This window comes from Vibrio cidicii (assembly GCF_009665415.1).
Lineage (GTDB): Bacteria > Pseudomonadota > Gammaproteobacteria > Enterobacterales > Vibrionaceae > Vibrio > Vibrio cidicii.
The window spans coordinates 1,492,294-1,507,126 of record NZ_CP035921.1; the positions used below are offsets into that span (position 1 = coordinate 1,492,294).

Consider the following 14,833-nt stretch of genomic DNA (forward strand, 5'->3'; position numbering starts at 1 on the left):
AATTTTGAATCGTCACTTAAAAGTGACATTCCCAAGAACACTTGAATGTGTTTTGTTGGTGTTTGTCATAAAGACAAACATTGAGAACTTTACAAGCAATCTATCCATAAAGATAAATTACTTTGTCAGCTTTCCAAATTGTTAAAGAGCAAGATTTAACTTTCTATTGAAAGAAACCATGTTTAAAAGCACTCATTGAATGCGCTTAAAGATGGTGGAGCTATGCGGGATCGAACCGCAGACCTCCTGCGTGCAAGGCAGGCGCTCTCCCAGCTGAGCTATAGCCCCATCAATAGTGGTGGGTCTGAGTGGACTCGAACCACCGACCTTACGCTTATCAGGCGTACGCTCTAACCACCTGAGCTACAGACCCACTAGATGCTCTAATCTAAACCGTATCAATCTGTGTGAACACTCATCGCAATAATCATCGTATAAGGAGGTGATCCAGCGCCAGGTTCCCCTAGCGCTACCTTGTTACGACTTCACCCCAGTCATGAACCACAAAGTGGTGAGCGTCCTCCCGAAGGTTAAACTACCCACTTCTTTTGCAGCCCACTCCCATGGTGTGACGGGCGGTGTGTACAAGGCCCGGGAACGTATTCACCGTGGCATTCTGATCCACGATTACTAGCGATTCCGACTTCATGGAGTCGAGTTGCAGACTCCAATCCGGACTACGACGCACTTTTTGGGATTCGCTCACTTTCGCAAGTTGGCCGCCCTCTGTATGCGCCATTGTAGCACGTGTGTAGCCCTACTCGTAAGGGCCATGATGACTTGACGTCGTCCCCACCTTCCTCCGGTTTATCACCGGCAGTCTCCCTGGAGTTCCCGACATTACTCGCTGGCAAACAAGGATAAGGGTTGCGCTCGTTGCGGGACTTAACCCAACATTTCACAACACGAGCTGACGACAGCCATGCAGCACCTGTCTCAGAGCTCCCGAAGGCACTCCAGCGTCTCCGCCAGATTCTCTGGATGTCAAGAGTAGGTAAGGTTCTTCGCGTTGCATCGAATTAAACCACATGCTCCACCGCTTGTGCGGGCCCCCGTCAATTCATTTGAGTTTTAATCTTGCGACCGTACTCCCCAGGCGGTCTACTTAACGCGTTAGCTCCGAAAGCCACGGCTCAAGGCCACAACCTCCAAGTAGACATCGTTTACGGCGTGGACTACCAGGGTATCTAATCCTGTTTGCTCCCCACGCTTTCGCATCTGAGTGTCAGTATCTGTCCAGGGGGCCGCCTTCGCCACCGGTATTCCTTCAGATCTCTACGCATTTCACCGCTACACCTGAAATTCTACCCCCCTCTACAGTACTCTAGTCTGCCAGTTTCAAATGCAATTCCCAGGTTGAGCCCGGGGCTTTCACATCTGACTTAACAAACCACCTGCATGCGCTTTACGCCCAGTAATTCCGATTAACGCTCGCACCCTCCGTATTACCGCGGCTGCTGGCACGGAGTTAGCCGGTGCTTCTTCTGTAGGTAACGTCAAATGATAGCGCTATTAACACTACCACCTTCCTCCCTACTGAAAGTGCTTTACAACCCGAAGGCCTTCTTCACACACGCGGCATGGCTGCATCAGGCTTGCGCCCATTGTGCAATATTCCCCACTGCTGCCTCCCGTAGGAGTCTGGACCGTGTCTCAGTTCCAGTGTGGCTGATCATCCTCTCAGACCAGCTAGGGATCGTCGCCTTGGTGAGCCCTTACCTCACCAACTAGCTAATCCCACCTGGGCATATCCTGACGCGAGAGGCCCGAAGGTCCCCCTCTTTGGCCCGTAGGCATCATGCGGTATTAGCCATCGTTTCCAATGGTTATCCCCCACATCAGGGCAATTTCCCAGGCATTACTCACCCGTCCGCCGCTCGCCACCCGAGAAACAAGTTTCTCTGTGCTGCCGCTCGACTTGCATGTGTTAGGCCTGCCGCCAGCGTTCAATCTGAGCCATGATCAAACTCTTCAATTAAAAGTTTTTTGAAGCTTACGCTTCGGCTCAATGAATACTGATAAGTTTCTAGTCCCTAGAAGCTAGTTCCTAGAAAACTTGAATTGACTGTGCTCGATACCGAAGTATCAAATTGGTCACTCAGTTCATTGATAAATCTTTTGCGATTATCATCAACGAGTGCCCACACAGATTGATAGGTTTATATTGTTAAAGAGCTTTGCTTTCAGTGCGTTAGCACGTAGGCAGGACGCGTATATTACGCCTCACACCGTGAAAGTCAACATAAAACTCTAAGTTTTTTAGAGCCCTATGGTGACTTGCTTAAAAGTTAAGCAAGTGCAAATTAAAGCCTGGCGATGTTCTACTCTCACATGGGGAAGCCCCACACTACCATCGACGCTGTTTCGTTTCACTTCTGAGTTCGGGATGGAGTCAGGTGGGTCCAAAACGCTATGGTCGCCAAGCAAATTCTTTCTCTCTATTTCTAGAGAATAATTCGGAAAGCTGTTTCAGTTCTTTTTAACACATTCAAATTTGTTCTTGCTTTGAGTCCACCAAAACCCTTTGGGTGTTGTATGGTTAAGCCTCACGGGCAATTAGTACAGGTTAGCTCAACGCCTCACAGCGCTTACACACCCTGCCTATCAACGTTCTAGTCTCGAACAACCCTTTAGGACAGTTAAACTGTCAGGGAAGACTCATCTCAGGGCTCGCTTCCCGCTTAGATGCTTTCAGCGGTTATCGATTCCGAACTTAGCTACCGGGCAATGCGTCTGGCGACACAACCCGAACACCAGAGGTTCGTCCACTCCGGTCCTCTCGTACTAGGAGCAGCCCCCTTCAATCTTCCAACGCCCACGGCAGATAGGGACCGAACTGTCTCACGACGTTCTAAACCCAGCTCGCGTACCACTTTAAATGGCGAACAGCCATACCCTTGGGACCGACTTCAGCCCCAGGATGTGATGAGCCGACATCGAGGTGCCAAACACCGCCGTCGATATGAACTCTTGGGCGGTATCAGCCTGTTATCCCCGGAGTACCTTTTATCCGTTGAGCGATGGCCCTTCCATTCAGAACCACCGGATCACTATGACCTGCTTTCGCACCTGCTCGAACCGTCATTCTCGCAGTTAAGCGGGCTTATGCCATTGCACTAACCTCACGATGTCCAACCGTGATTAGCCCACCTTCGTGCTCCTCCGTTACTCTTTGGGAGGAGACCGCCCCAGTCAAACTACCCACCAGGCACTGTCCGCGACCCCGATAAGGGGCCAACGTTAGAACATCAAACATACAAGGGTGGTATTTCAAGGACGGCTCCAACGCAACTGGCGTCACGTCTTCAAAGCCTCCCACCTATCCTACACATGTAGGTTCAATGTTCAGTGCCAAGCTGTAGTAAAGGTTCACGGGGTCTTTCCGTCTAGCCGCGGGTACACTGCATCTTCACAGCGATTTCAATTTCACTGAGTCTCGGGTGGAGACAGCGTGGCCATCATTACGCCATTCGTGCAGGTCGGAACTTACCCGACAAGGAATTTCGCTACCTTAGGACCGTTATAGTTACGGCCGCCGTTTACCGGGGCTTCGATCAAGAGCTTCGCTTACGCTAACCCCATCAATTAACCTTCCGGCACCGGGCAGGCGTCACACCGTATACGTCATCTTGCGATTTTGCACAGTGCTGTGTTTTTAATAAACAGTTGCAGCCACCTGGTATCTGCGACTCTCGTCAGCTCCATCCGCGAGGGACTTCACCATCAAGAGCGTACCTTCTCCCGAAGTTACGGTACCATTTTGCCTAGTTCCTTCACCCGAGTTCTCTCAAGCGCCTTGGTATTCTCTACCCGACCACCTGTGTCGGTTTGGGGTACGATTCCATCAAATCTGAAGCTTAGAGGCTTTTCCTGGAAGCATGGCATCAATGACTTCACTGCCGTAGCAGCTCGACGTCGTGTCTCAGCCTATCGAGTGTCCGGATTTACCTAAACACTCAGCCTACGCACTTGAACCTGGACAACCGTCGCCAGGCCCACCTAGCCTTCTCCGTCCCCCCATCGCAATTTGATCGAGTACGGGAATATTAACCCGTTTCCCATCGACTACGCCTTTCGGCCTCGCCTTAGGGGTCGACTCACCCTGCCCCGATTAACGTTGGACAGGAACCCTTGGTCTTCCGGCGGGGAGGTTTTTCACCCCCCTTGTCGTTACTCATGTCAGCATTCGCACTTCTGATACCTCCAGCATGCTTTACAACACACCTTCAACGGCTTACAGAACGCTCCCCTACCCAATGTTCATAGAACATTGCCGCAGCTTCGGTTTACAACTTAGCCCCGTTACATCTTCCGCGCAGGCCGACTCGACTAGTGAGCTATTACGCTTTCTTTAAATGATGGCTGCTTCTAAGCCAACATCCTAGCTGTCTAAGCCTTCCCACATCGTTTCCCACTTAGCTGTAATTTGGGACCTTAGCTGGCGGTCTGGGTTGTTTCCCTCTCCACGACGGACGTTAGCACCCGCCGTGTGTCTCCCGGATAGTACTTACTGGTATTCGGAGTTTGCAAAGGGTTGGTAAGTCGGGATGACCCCCTAGCCTTAACAGTGCTCTACCCCCAGTAGTATTCGTCCGAGGCGCTACCTAAATAGCTTTCGGGGAGAACCAGCTATCTCCGAGTTTGATTGGCCTTTCACCCCTAGCCACAAGTCATCCGCTAATTTTTCAACATTAGTCGGTTCGGTCCTCCAGTTGATGTTACTCAACCTTCAACCTGCCCATGGCTAGATCACTCGGTTTCGGGTCTAATGCTAGCAACTATACGCCCAGTTAAGACTCGGTTTCCCTACGGCTCCCCTAGATGGTTAACCTTGCTACTAACATTAAGTCGCTGACCCATTATACAAAAGGTACGCAGTCACACCACGAAGGTGCTCCTACTGCTTGTACGTACACGGTTTCAGGTTCTATTTCACTCCCCTCACAGGGGTTCTTTTCGCCTTTCCCTCACGGTACTGGTTCACTATCGGTCAGTCAGGAGTATTTAGCCTTGGAGGATGGTCCCCCCATATTCAGACAGGATAACACGTGTCCCGCCCTACTCGATTTCACTGAACATGCGCCTATAACTACGGGACTATCACCCGGTATCGTTGGCCTTTCCAGACCATTCGTCTAACGCATGTAAAGCTTAAGGGCTAATCCAATTTCGCTCGCCGCTACTTTCGGAATCTCGGTTGATTTCTTTTCCTCGGGGTACTTAGATGTTTCAGTTCTCCCGGTTCGCTTCGCTGCACTATGTATTCATGCAGCGATACTGGCTTATGCCAGTGGGTTTCCCCATTCGGAAATCGGTGACTCAAGTGGCTCTTACTGCCTCATCACCGCTTATCGCAAGTTAGTACGTCCTTCATCGCCTCTGACTGCCAAGGCATCCACCGTGTACGCTTAGTCACTTAACCATACAACCCGAAAGGGTCTTTGTTAAACAACCAAGGTTGCTATCTCATTATTTGAATGAGCGAGATAGCTTTGATTTGCCGGACTCAATTTTGAATCGTCACTAAACGTGACATTCCCAAGAACACTTGAATGTGTTTTGTTGGTGTTTGTCTTAAAGACAAACATTGAGAACTTTACAAGCAATCTATCAATGAAGATAAATTACTTTGTCAGCTTTCCAAATTGTTAAAGAGCAATGTCATTTCTCGATGAGAAACCACTTTTTAAAGACTTTCAGCGTCGAAAAATCGACCATCCACATGAAGGGGAGGCTGAATTAAGCAACACAAAAATATTTAAAGAGTGGTGGGCGATACCGGGTTCGAACCAGTGACCCCCTGCTTGTAAGGCAGGTGCTCTCCCAACTGAGCTAATCGCCCATTGCATTCAAGAATGGTGGAGCTATGCGGGATCGAACCGCAGACCTCCTGCGTGCAAGGCAGGCGCTCTCCCAGCTGAGCTATAACCCCAAATCTTGAAGTAATGGTGGGTCGTGCAGGATTCGAACCTGCGACCAATTGATTAAAAGTCAACTGCTCTACCAACTGAGCTAACGACCCGTGGTATCCCGTAGGGGAGTCGAACCCCTGTTACCGCCGTGAAAGGGCGGTGTCCTAGGCCTCTAGACGAACGGGACACTAAGATACTCTAAACTTTCTAAACCATATCAATCTGTGTGAACACTCATCGCAATAATCATCATATAAGGAGGTGATCCAGCGCCAGGTTCCCCTAGCGCTACCTTGTTACGACTTCACCCCAGTCATGAACCACAAAGTGGTGAGCGTCCTCCCCGAAAGGTTAAACTACCCACTTCTTTTGCAGCCCACTCCCATGGTGTGACGGGCGGTGTGTACAAGGCCCGGGAACGTATTCACCGTGGCATTCTGATCCACGATTACTAGCGATTCCGACTTCATGGAGTCGAGTTGCAGACTCCAATCCGGACTACGACGCACTTTTTGGGATTCGCTCACTTTCGCAAGTTGGCCGCCCTCTGTATGCGCCATTGTAGCACGTGTGTAGCCCTACTCGTAAGGGCCATGATGACTTGACGTCGTCCCCACCTTCCTCCGGTTTATCACCGGCAGTCTCCCTGGAGTTCCCACCATTACGTGCTGGCAAACAAGGATAAGGGTTGCGCTCGTTGCGGGACTTAACCCAACATTTCACAACACGAGCTGACGACAGCCATGCAGCACCTGTCTCAGAGCTCCCGAAGGCACTCCAGCGTCTCCGCCAGATTCTCTGGATGTCAAGAGTAGGTAAGGTTCTTCGCGTTGCATCGAATTAAACCACATGCTCCACCGCTTGTGCGGGCCCCCGTCAATTCATTTGAGTTTTAATCTTGCGACCGTACTCCCCAGGCGGTCTACTTAACGCGTTAGCTCCGAAAGCCACGGCTCAAGGCCACAACCTCCAAGTAGACATCGTTTACGGCGTGGACTACCAGGGTATCTAATCCTGTTTGCTCCCCACGCTTTCGCATCTGAGTGTCAGTATCTGTCCAGGGGGCCGCCTTCGCCACCGGTATTCCTTCAGATCTCTACGCATTTCACCGCTACACCTGAAATTCTACCCCCCTCTACAGTACTCTAGTCTGCCAGTTTCAAATGCAATTCCCAGGTTGAGCCCGGGGCTTTCACATCTGACTTAACAAACCACCTGCATGCGCTTTACGCCCAGTAATTCCGATTAACGCTCGCACCCTCCGTATTACCGCGGCTGCTGGCACGGAGTTAGCCGGTGCTTCTTCTGTAGGTAACGTCAAATGATAGCGCTATTAACACTACCACCTTCCTCCCTACTGAAAGTGCTTTACAACCCGAAGGCCTTCTTCACACACGCGGCATGGCTGCATCAGGCTTGCGCCCATTGTGCAATATTCCCCACTGCTGCCTCCCGTAGGAGTCTGGACCGTGTCTCAGTTCCAGTGTGGCTGATCATCCTCTCAGACCAGCTAGGGATCGTCGCCTTGGTGAGCCCTTACCTCACCAACTAGCTAATCCCACCTGGGCATATCCTGACGCGAGAGGCCCGAAGGTCCCCCTCTTTGGCCCGTAGGCATCATGCGGTATTAGCCATCGTTTCCAATGGTTATCCCCCACATCAGGGCAATTTCCCAGGCATTACTCACCCGTCCGCCGCTCGCCACCCGAGAAACAAGTTTCTCTGTGCTGCCGCTCGACTTGCATGTGTTAGGCCTGCCGCCAGCGTTCAATCTGAGCCATGATCAAACTCTTCAATTAAAAGTTTTTTGAAGCTTACGCTTCGGCTCAATGAATACTGATAAGTTTCTAGTCCCTAGAAGCTAGTTCCTAGAAAACTTGAATTGACTGTGCTCGATACCGAAGTATCAAATTGGTCACTCAGTTCATTGATAAATCTTTTGCGATTATCATCAACGAGTGCCCACACAGATTGATAGGTTTATATTGTTAAAGAGCTTTGCTTTCAGTGCGTTAGCACGTAGGCAGGACGCGTATATTACGCCTCACACCGTGAAAGTCAACATAAAACTCTAAGTTTTTTAGAGCCCTATGGTGACTTGCTTAAAAGTTAAGCAAGTGCAAATTAAAGCCTGGCGATGTTCTACTCTCACATGGGGAAGCCCCACACTACCATCGACGCTGTTTCGTTTCACTTCTGAGTTCGGGATGGAGTCAGGTGGGTCCAAAACGCTATGGTCGCCAAGCAAATTCTTTCTCTCTATTTCTAGAGAATAATTCGGAAAGCTGTTTCAGTTCTTTTTAACACATTCAAATTTGTTCTTGCTTTGAGTCCACCAAAACCCTTTGGGTGTTGTATGGTTAAGCCTCACGGGCAATTAGTACAGGTTAGCTCAACGCCTCACAGCGCTTACACACCCTGCCTATCAACGTTCTAGTCTCGAACAACCCTTTAGGACAGTTAAACTGTCAGGGAAGACTCATCTCAGGGCTCGCTTCCCGCTTAGATGCTTTCAGCGGTTATCGATTCCGAACTTAGCTACCGGGCAATGCGTCTGGCGACACAACCCGAACACCAGAGGTTCGTCCACTCCGGTCCTCTCGTACTAGGAGCAGCCCCCTTCAATCTTCCAACGCCCACGGCAGATAGGGACCGAACTGTCTCACGACGTTCTAAACCCAGCTCGCGTACCACTTTAAATGGCGAACAGCCATACCCTTGGGACCGACTTCAGCCCCAGGATGTGATGAGCCGACATCGAGGTGCCAAACACCGCCGTCGATATGAACTCTTGGGCGGTATCAGCCTGTTATCCCCGGAGTACCTTTTATCCGTTGAGCGATGGCCCTTCCATTCAGAACCACCGGATCACTATGACCTGCTTTCGCACCTGCTCGAACCGTCATTCTCGCAGTTAAGCGGGCTTATGCCATTGCACTAACCTCACGATGTCCAACCGTGATTAGCCCACCTTCGTGCTCCTCCGTTACTCTTTGGGAGGAGACCGCCCCAGTCAAACTACCCACCAGGCACTGTCCGCGACCCCGATGAGGGGCCAACGTTAGAACATCAAACATACAAGGGTGGTATTTCAAGGACGGCTCCAACGCAACTGGCGTCACGTCTTCAAAGCCTCCCACCTATCCTACACATGTAGGTTCAATGTTCAGTGCCAAGCTGTAGTAAAGGTTCACGGGGTCTTTCCGTCTAGCCGCGGGTACACTGCATCTTCACAGCGATTTCAATTTCACTGAGTCTCGGGTGGAGACAGCGTGGCCATCATTACGCCATTCGTGCAGGTCGGAACTTACCCGACAAGGAATTTCGCTACCTTAGGACCGTTATAGTTACGGCCGCCGTTTACCGGGGCTTCGATCAAGAGCTTCGCTTACGCTAACCCCATCAATTAACCTTCCGGCACCGGGCAGGCGTCACACCGTATACGTCATCTTACGATTTTGCACAGTGCTGTGTTTTTAATAAACAGTTGCAGCCACCTGGTATCTGCGACTCTCGTCAGCTCCATCCGCGAGGGACTTCACCATCAAGAGCGTACCTTCTCCCGAAGTTACGGTACCATTTTGCCTAGTTCCTTCACCCGAGTTCTCTCAAGCGCCTTGGTATTCTCTACCCGACCACCTGTGTCGGTTTGGGGTACGATTCCATCAAATCTGAAGCTTAGAGGCTTTTCCTGGAAGCATGGCATCAATGACTTCACTACCGTAGTAGCTCGACGTCGTGTCTCAGCCTATCGAGTGTCCGGATTTACCTAAACACTCAGCCTACGCACTTGAACCAGGACAACCGTCGCCTGGCCCACCTAGCCTTCTCCGTCCCCCCATCGCAATTTGATCGAGTACGGGAATATTAACCCGTTTCCCATCGACTACGCCTTTCGGCCTCGCCTTAGGGGTCGACTCACCCTGCCCCGATTAACGTTGGACAGGAACCCTTGGTCTTCCGGCGGGGAGGTTTTTCACCCCCCTTGTCGTTACTCATGTCAGCATTCGCACTTCTGATACCTCCAGCATGCTTTACAACACACCTTCAACGGCTTACAGAACGCTCCCCTACCCAATGTTCATAGAACATTGCCGCAGCTTCGGTTTACAACTTAGCCCCGTTACATCTTCCGCGCAGGCCGACTCGACTAGTGAGCTATTACGCTTTCTTTAAATGATGGCTGCTTCTAAGCCAACATCCTAGCTGTCTAAGCCTTCCCACATCGTTTCCCACTTAGCTGTAATTTGGGACCTTAGCTGGCGGTCTGGGTTGTTTCCCTCTCCACGACGGACGTTAGCACCCGCCGTGTGTCTCCCGGATAGTACTTACTGGTATTCGGAGTTTGCAAAGGGTTGGTAAGTCGGGATGACCCCCTAGCCTTAACAGTGCTCTACCCCCAGTAGTATTCGTCCGAGGCGCTACCTAAATAGCTTTCGGGGAGAACCAGCTATCTCCGAGTTTGATTGGCCTTTCACCCCTAGCCACAAGTCATCCGCTAATTTTTCAACATTAGTCGGTTCGGTCCTCCAGTTGATGTTACTCAACCTTCAACCTGCCCATGGCTAGATCACTCGGTTTCGGGTCTAATGCTAGCAACTATACGCCCAGTTAAGACTCGGTTTCCCTACGGCTCCCCTAGATGGTTAACCTTGCTACTAACATTAAGTCGCTGACCCATTATACAAAAGGTACGCAGTCACACCACGAAGGTGCTCCTACTGCTTGTACGTACACGGTTTCAGGTTCTATTTCACTCCCCTCACAGGGGTTCTTTTCGCCTTTCCCTCACGGTACTGGTTCACTATCGGTCAGTCAGGAGTATTTAGCCTTGGAGGATGGTCCCCCCATATTCAGACAGGATAACACGTGTCCCGCCCTACTCGATTTCACTGAACATGCGCCTATAACTACGGGACTATCACCCGGTATCGTTGGCCTTTCCAGACCATTCGTCTAACGCATGTAAAGCTTAAGGGCTAATCCAATTTCGCTCGCCGCTACTTTCGGAATCTCGGTTGATTTCTTTTCCTCGGGGTACTTAGATGTTTCAGTTCTCCCGGTTCGCTTCGCTGCACTATGTATTCATGCAGCGATACTGGCTTATGCCAGTGGGTTTCCCCATTCGGAAATCGGTGACTCAAGTGGCTCTTACTGCCTCATCACCGCTTATCGCAAGTTAGTACGTCCTTCATCGCCTCTGACTGCCAAGGCATCCACCGTGTACGCTTAGTCACTTAACCATACAACCCGAAAGGGTCTTTACGTTAAACAACCAAGGTTGCTATCTCATTATTTGAATGAGCGAGATAGCTTTGATTTGCCGGACTCAATTTTGAATCGTCACTGTAAGTGACATTCCCAAGAACACTTGAATGTGTTTTGTTGGTGTTTGTCTTAAAGACAAACATTGAGAACTTTACAAGTAATCTATCAATGAAGATAAATTACTTTGTCAGCTTTCCAAATTGTTAAAGAGCAATAATAGCTCGAAGCGTTCGCTTCAAAACCATCAATCTGTGTGAACACTCATCGCAATAATCATCGTATAAGGAGGTGATCCAGCGCCAGGTTCCCCTAGCGCTACCTTGTTACGACTTCACCCCAGTCATGAACCACAAAGTGGTGAGCGTCCTCCCGAAGGTTAAACTACCCACTTCTTTTGCAGCCCACTCCCATGGTGTGACGGGCGGTGTGTACAAGGCCCGGGAACGTATTCACCGTGGCATTCTGATCCACGATTACTAGCGATTCCGACTTCATGGAGTCGAGTTGCAGACTCCAATCCGGACTACGACGCACTTTTTGGGATTCGCTCACTTTCGCAAGTTGGCCGCCCTCTGTATGCGCCATTGTAGCACGTGTGTAGCCCTACTCGTAAGGGCCATGATGACTTGACGTCGTCCCCACCTTCCTCCGGTTTATCACCGGCAGTCTCCCTGGAGTTCCCGACATTACTCGCTGGCAAACAAGGATAAGGGTTGCGCTCGTTGCGGGACTTAACCCAACATTTCACAACACGAGCTGACGACAGCCATGCAGCACCTGTCTCAGAGCTCCCGAAGGCACTCCAGCGTCTCCGCTAGATTCTCTGGATGTCAAGAGTAGGTAAGGTTCTTCGCGTTGCATCGAATTAAACCACATGCTCCACCGCTTGTGCGGGCCCCCGTCAATTCATTTGAGTTTTAATCTTGCGACCGTACTCCCCAGGCGGTCTACTTAACGCGTTAGCTCCGAAAGCCACGGCTCAAGGCCACAACCTCCAAGTAGACATCGTTTACGGCGTGGACTACCAGGGTATCTAATCCTGTTTGCTCCCCACGCTTTCGCATCTGAGTGTCAGTATCTGTCCAGGGGGCCGCCTTCGCCACCGGTATTCCTTCAGATCTCTACGCATTTCACCGCTACACCTGAAATTCTACCCCCCTCTACAGTACTCTAGTTTGCCAGTTTCAAATGCAATTCCCAGGTTGAGCCCGGGGCTTTCACATCTGACTTAACAAACCACCTGCATGCGCTTTACGCCCAGTAATTCCGATTAACGCTCGCACCCTCCGTATTACCGCGGCTGCTGGCACGGAGTTAGCCGGTGCTTCTTCTGTAGGTAACGTCAAATGATAGCGCTATTAACACTACCACCTTCCTCCCTACTGAAAGTGCTTTACAACCCGAAGGCCTTCTTCACACACGCGGCATGGCTGCATCAGGCTTGCGCCCATTGTGCAATATTCCCCACTGCTGCCTCCCGTAGGAGTCTGGACCGTGTCTCAGTTCCAGTGTGGCTGATCATCCTCTCAGACCAGCTAGGGATCGTCGCCTTGGTGAGCCCTTACCTCACCAACTAGCTAATCCCACCTGGGCATATCCTGACGCGAGAGGCCCGAAGGTCCCCCTCTTTGGCCCGTAGGCATCATGCGGTATTAGCCATCGTTTCCAATGGTTATCCCCCACATCAGGGCAATTTCCCAGGCATTACTCACCCGTCCGCCGCTCGCCACCCGAGAAACAAGTTTCTCTGTGCTGCCGCTCGACTTGCATGTGTTAGGCCTGCCGCCAGCGTTCAATCTGAGCCATGATCAAACTCTTCAATTAAAAGTTTTTTGAAGCTTGCGCTTCGGCTCAATGAATACTGATAAGTTTCTAGTCCTTAGAAGCTAGTTCCTAGAAAACTTGAATTGACTGTGCTCGATACCGAAGTATCAAATTGGTCACTCAGTTCATTGATAAATCTTTTGCGATTATCATCAACGAGTGCCCACACAGATTGATAGGTTTATATTGTTAAAGAGCTTTTCCAACGACTTCCGGAACAATCCGCTTCATCGTCAGGGGTGCGTATCTTACACCGTAACATTTGAGAGTCAAGAAGTTTTTTCTTTCTTTTTTCTCTCTTCACCAACTCAGCTGTGACTTGCGTCGCACTCCGTGTCGGTGAAGCGGCATTATAGGGAGAAGTTTCTCGGGCGCAATACTTTTTTCTATTTTTCGATTTAAACGCTCAAACATTCAGCAAAATGGTGTTTTTTGTCGTTTTTTTCAGCACATTTGAAACCCATCACAGCAATTGGTTGGAAAAACGCCAAGCATAAACGTAAGATCCCTGTGTCTATTTTGTTAATAGTCACAACTCTTTTCTCTCTCCATTATGTAGTAAATAGATATGACGTATAAAAAAGCCATTCTGAGCGCAGTTTTAGCCATAGTGGGTGGGCTCATTCTTACGCAGGTCGAAGTTTCTCCTGCGATTAGTTTTGTTCTTGGTGTCGTCTGCACGTTTTTTATTTTCACTTTTCTTAACGACACACCAACACCAAGTAATGATGATCCCGCAATTGCGACCAAAACCCTTTATGTAGGAAATCTACCTTATAAGTCGAACGAAACCGATATTCGTCAACTCTTCGCTCAGCACGGTGAAGTGTATGCTGTGCGTCTGATGAAAGATAAACGGACGGGTAAACGACGAGGATTTGGTTTCGTTGTTATGGCAAGCACCGACGCACAACAAGCTGTAGATGCTTTAAATGAGAAGGAATACATCCAAAGAACTCTGAAAGTGCGTATCGCTAACGATCCGAAACCTCAGGAAGCGGATACACCTCTATCGGATTAAATCCCATATCCATTACCGAACGGTTCAGCGCTTGCTCTTCCCAGGGCTGCGCTGTACTGAAAATGCACCACGTTTGGTTATTTTGCCATGCTTCCAGAGCGGGTAGCAAAGCTTGTACTCTTCTTGCAATCGCCTGACCTGAATCCACCAGCGCGATTTCTTCTCCAAGCACCTGCTGGATCTCTTCTTTTATCAATGGGAAATGTGTACAACCTAAGACGGCGACGTCGACTTTATTGCGCATTGGTTGCAAGATGTCGGACAGTTCTTGCAAATCGATCCTTCGACCTCGCAGTTTCTCTTCGGCGATATCAACCAACCGCGTCGACCCAAGCAGTTCCACCTCTTTTTCTTTGACAAAATCACGGATCAAATCATGAGTGTATTGCCGAGTCACTGTCGCGGGCGTTGCGATAAGTCCGACCGCACGGCTTGCGAGCAACGACGCAGGCTTAATGGCAGGCACAACGCCAACCACAGGTACGGCTAGCGCGGATCTTAGACTTGGCAGAACGATGGTACTCGCGGTATTACAAGCAATGACCACGAGATCAATTGCAAACTGCTGCGTCATTTTGATCACAAGCGCATTGACCCTAGCAATCAGCGTCTCTTGCGACAGCTCACCATAGGGATAAGCTTCGTTGTCGAAAACGTAATAGTAGTTCAGCATCGGTAACAGGTTTTTGATTTCCTGAAATACCGATAGACCTCCGACTCCCGAGTCAAAGATGAGTACATTGGGCTGACTAAAACGCTTCACTCGACCATTCCGCTAATTAAAAACGCTCAGATCATACTCTCTCGC

At 50.1% G+C, this 14,833-nt stretch carries 2 protein-coding genes, 6 tRNA genes and 7 rRNA genes; 1 reads left to right on the forward strand and 14 read right to left on the reverse strand.

All coding sequences use genetic code 11. From position 1 onward, the window contains the following. Window positions 1-212: 212 nt before the first annotated feature. From EWA64_RS07775 to EWA64_RS07835, 13 genes are all read right to left on the reverse strand, one after another. Window positions 213-288: transfer RNA gene (locus EWA64_RS07775), tRNA-Ala, on the reverse strand. Between the two features lie 8 nt (window positions 289-296). Further along, a tRNA-Ile gene (locus tag EWA64_RS07780) sits at window positions 297-373 on the reverse strand. A 62-nt stretch (window positions 374-435) separates the two neighbouring features. Continuing rightward, window positions 436-1,978 (reverse strand): 16S ribosomal RNA (locus EWA64_RS07785). Between the two features lie 330 nt (window positions 1,979-2,308). After that, window positions 2,309-2,424 (reverse strand): 5S ribosomal RNA (gene rrf / locus EWA64_RS07790). A gap of 111 nt (window positions 2,425-2,535) precedes the next feature. Next, window positions 2,536-5,422 (reverse strand): 23S ribosomal RNA (locus tag EWA64_RS07795). Between the two features lie 344 nt (window positions 5,423-5,766). Beyond that, a tRNA-Val gene (locus tag EWA64_RS07800) sits at window positions 5,767-5,842 on the reverse strand. Between the two features lie 14 nt (window positions 5,843-5,856). Continuing rightward, a tRNA-Ala gene (locus tag EWA64_RS07805) sits at window positions 5,857-5,932 on the reverse strand. A 14-nt stretch (window positions 5,933-5,946) separates the two neighbouring features. Continuing rightward, window positions 5,947-6,022, reverse strand: a tRNA-Lys gene (locus EWA64_RS07810). Between the two features lies 1 nt (window position 6,023). Beyond that, a tRNA-Glu gene (locus EWA64_RS07815) sits at window positions 6,024-6,099 on the reverse strand. Window positions 6,100-6,166: 67 nt separating this feature from the next. Further along, window positions 6,167-7,711 (reverse strand): 16S ribosomal RNA (locus tag EWA64_RS07820). Window positions 7,712-8,041: 330 nt separating this feature from the next. Then, a 5S ribosomal RNA gene (rrf, locus tag EWA64_RS07825) occupies window positions 8,042-8,157 on the reverse strand. Window positions 8,158-8,268: 111 nt separating this feature from the next. After that, a 23S ribosomal RNA gene (locus EWA64_RS07830) occupies window positions 8,269-11,155 on the reverse strand. Window positions 11,156-11,461: 306 nt separating this feature from the next. Further along, window positions 11,462-13,004: ribosomal RNA gene (locus EWA64_RS07835) — 16S ribosomal RNA — on the reverse strand. Together the 16S, 23S and 5S rRNA genes with 6 tRNA genes alongside form the textbook arrangement of a ribosomal RNA operon. Before the next feature lie 568 nt (window positions 13,005-13,572). Here EWA64_RS07835 and EWA64_RS07840 point away from each other — a divergent pair. After that, complete coding sequence (locus EWA64_RS07840; protein WP_061893788.1) at window positions 13,573-14,025, forward strand: RNA recognition motif domain-containing protein; 453 nt, start codon at window positions 13,573-13,575, stop codon at window positions 14,023-14,025. On the opposite strand, the gene murI is transcribed toward EWA64_RS07840, so the two are convergent. Continuing rightward, on the reverse strand, window positions 13,979-14,788 hold the full coding sequence (gene murI / locus EWA64_RS07845) for a glutamate racemase (protein WP_061893787.1): 810 nt from the start codon (window positions 14,786-14,788) through the stop codon (window positions 13,979-13,981). The genes EWA64_RS07840 and murI overlap by 47 nt on opposite strands. Window positions 14,789-14,833 lie beyond the last annotated feature (45 nt).

Excerpts from the sequence above, each read along its gene's own strand:
- EWA64_RS07840 (WP_061893788.1), top strand. The coding sequence starts at position 13,573 with ATGACGTATAAAAAAGCCATTCTGAGCGCAGTTTTAGCCATAGTGGGT.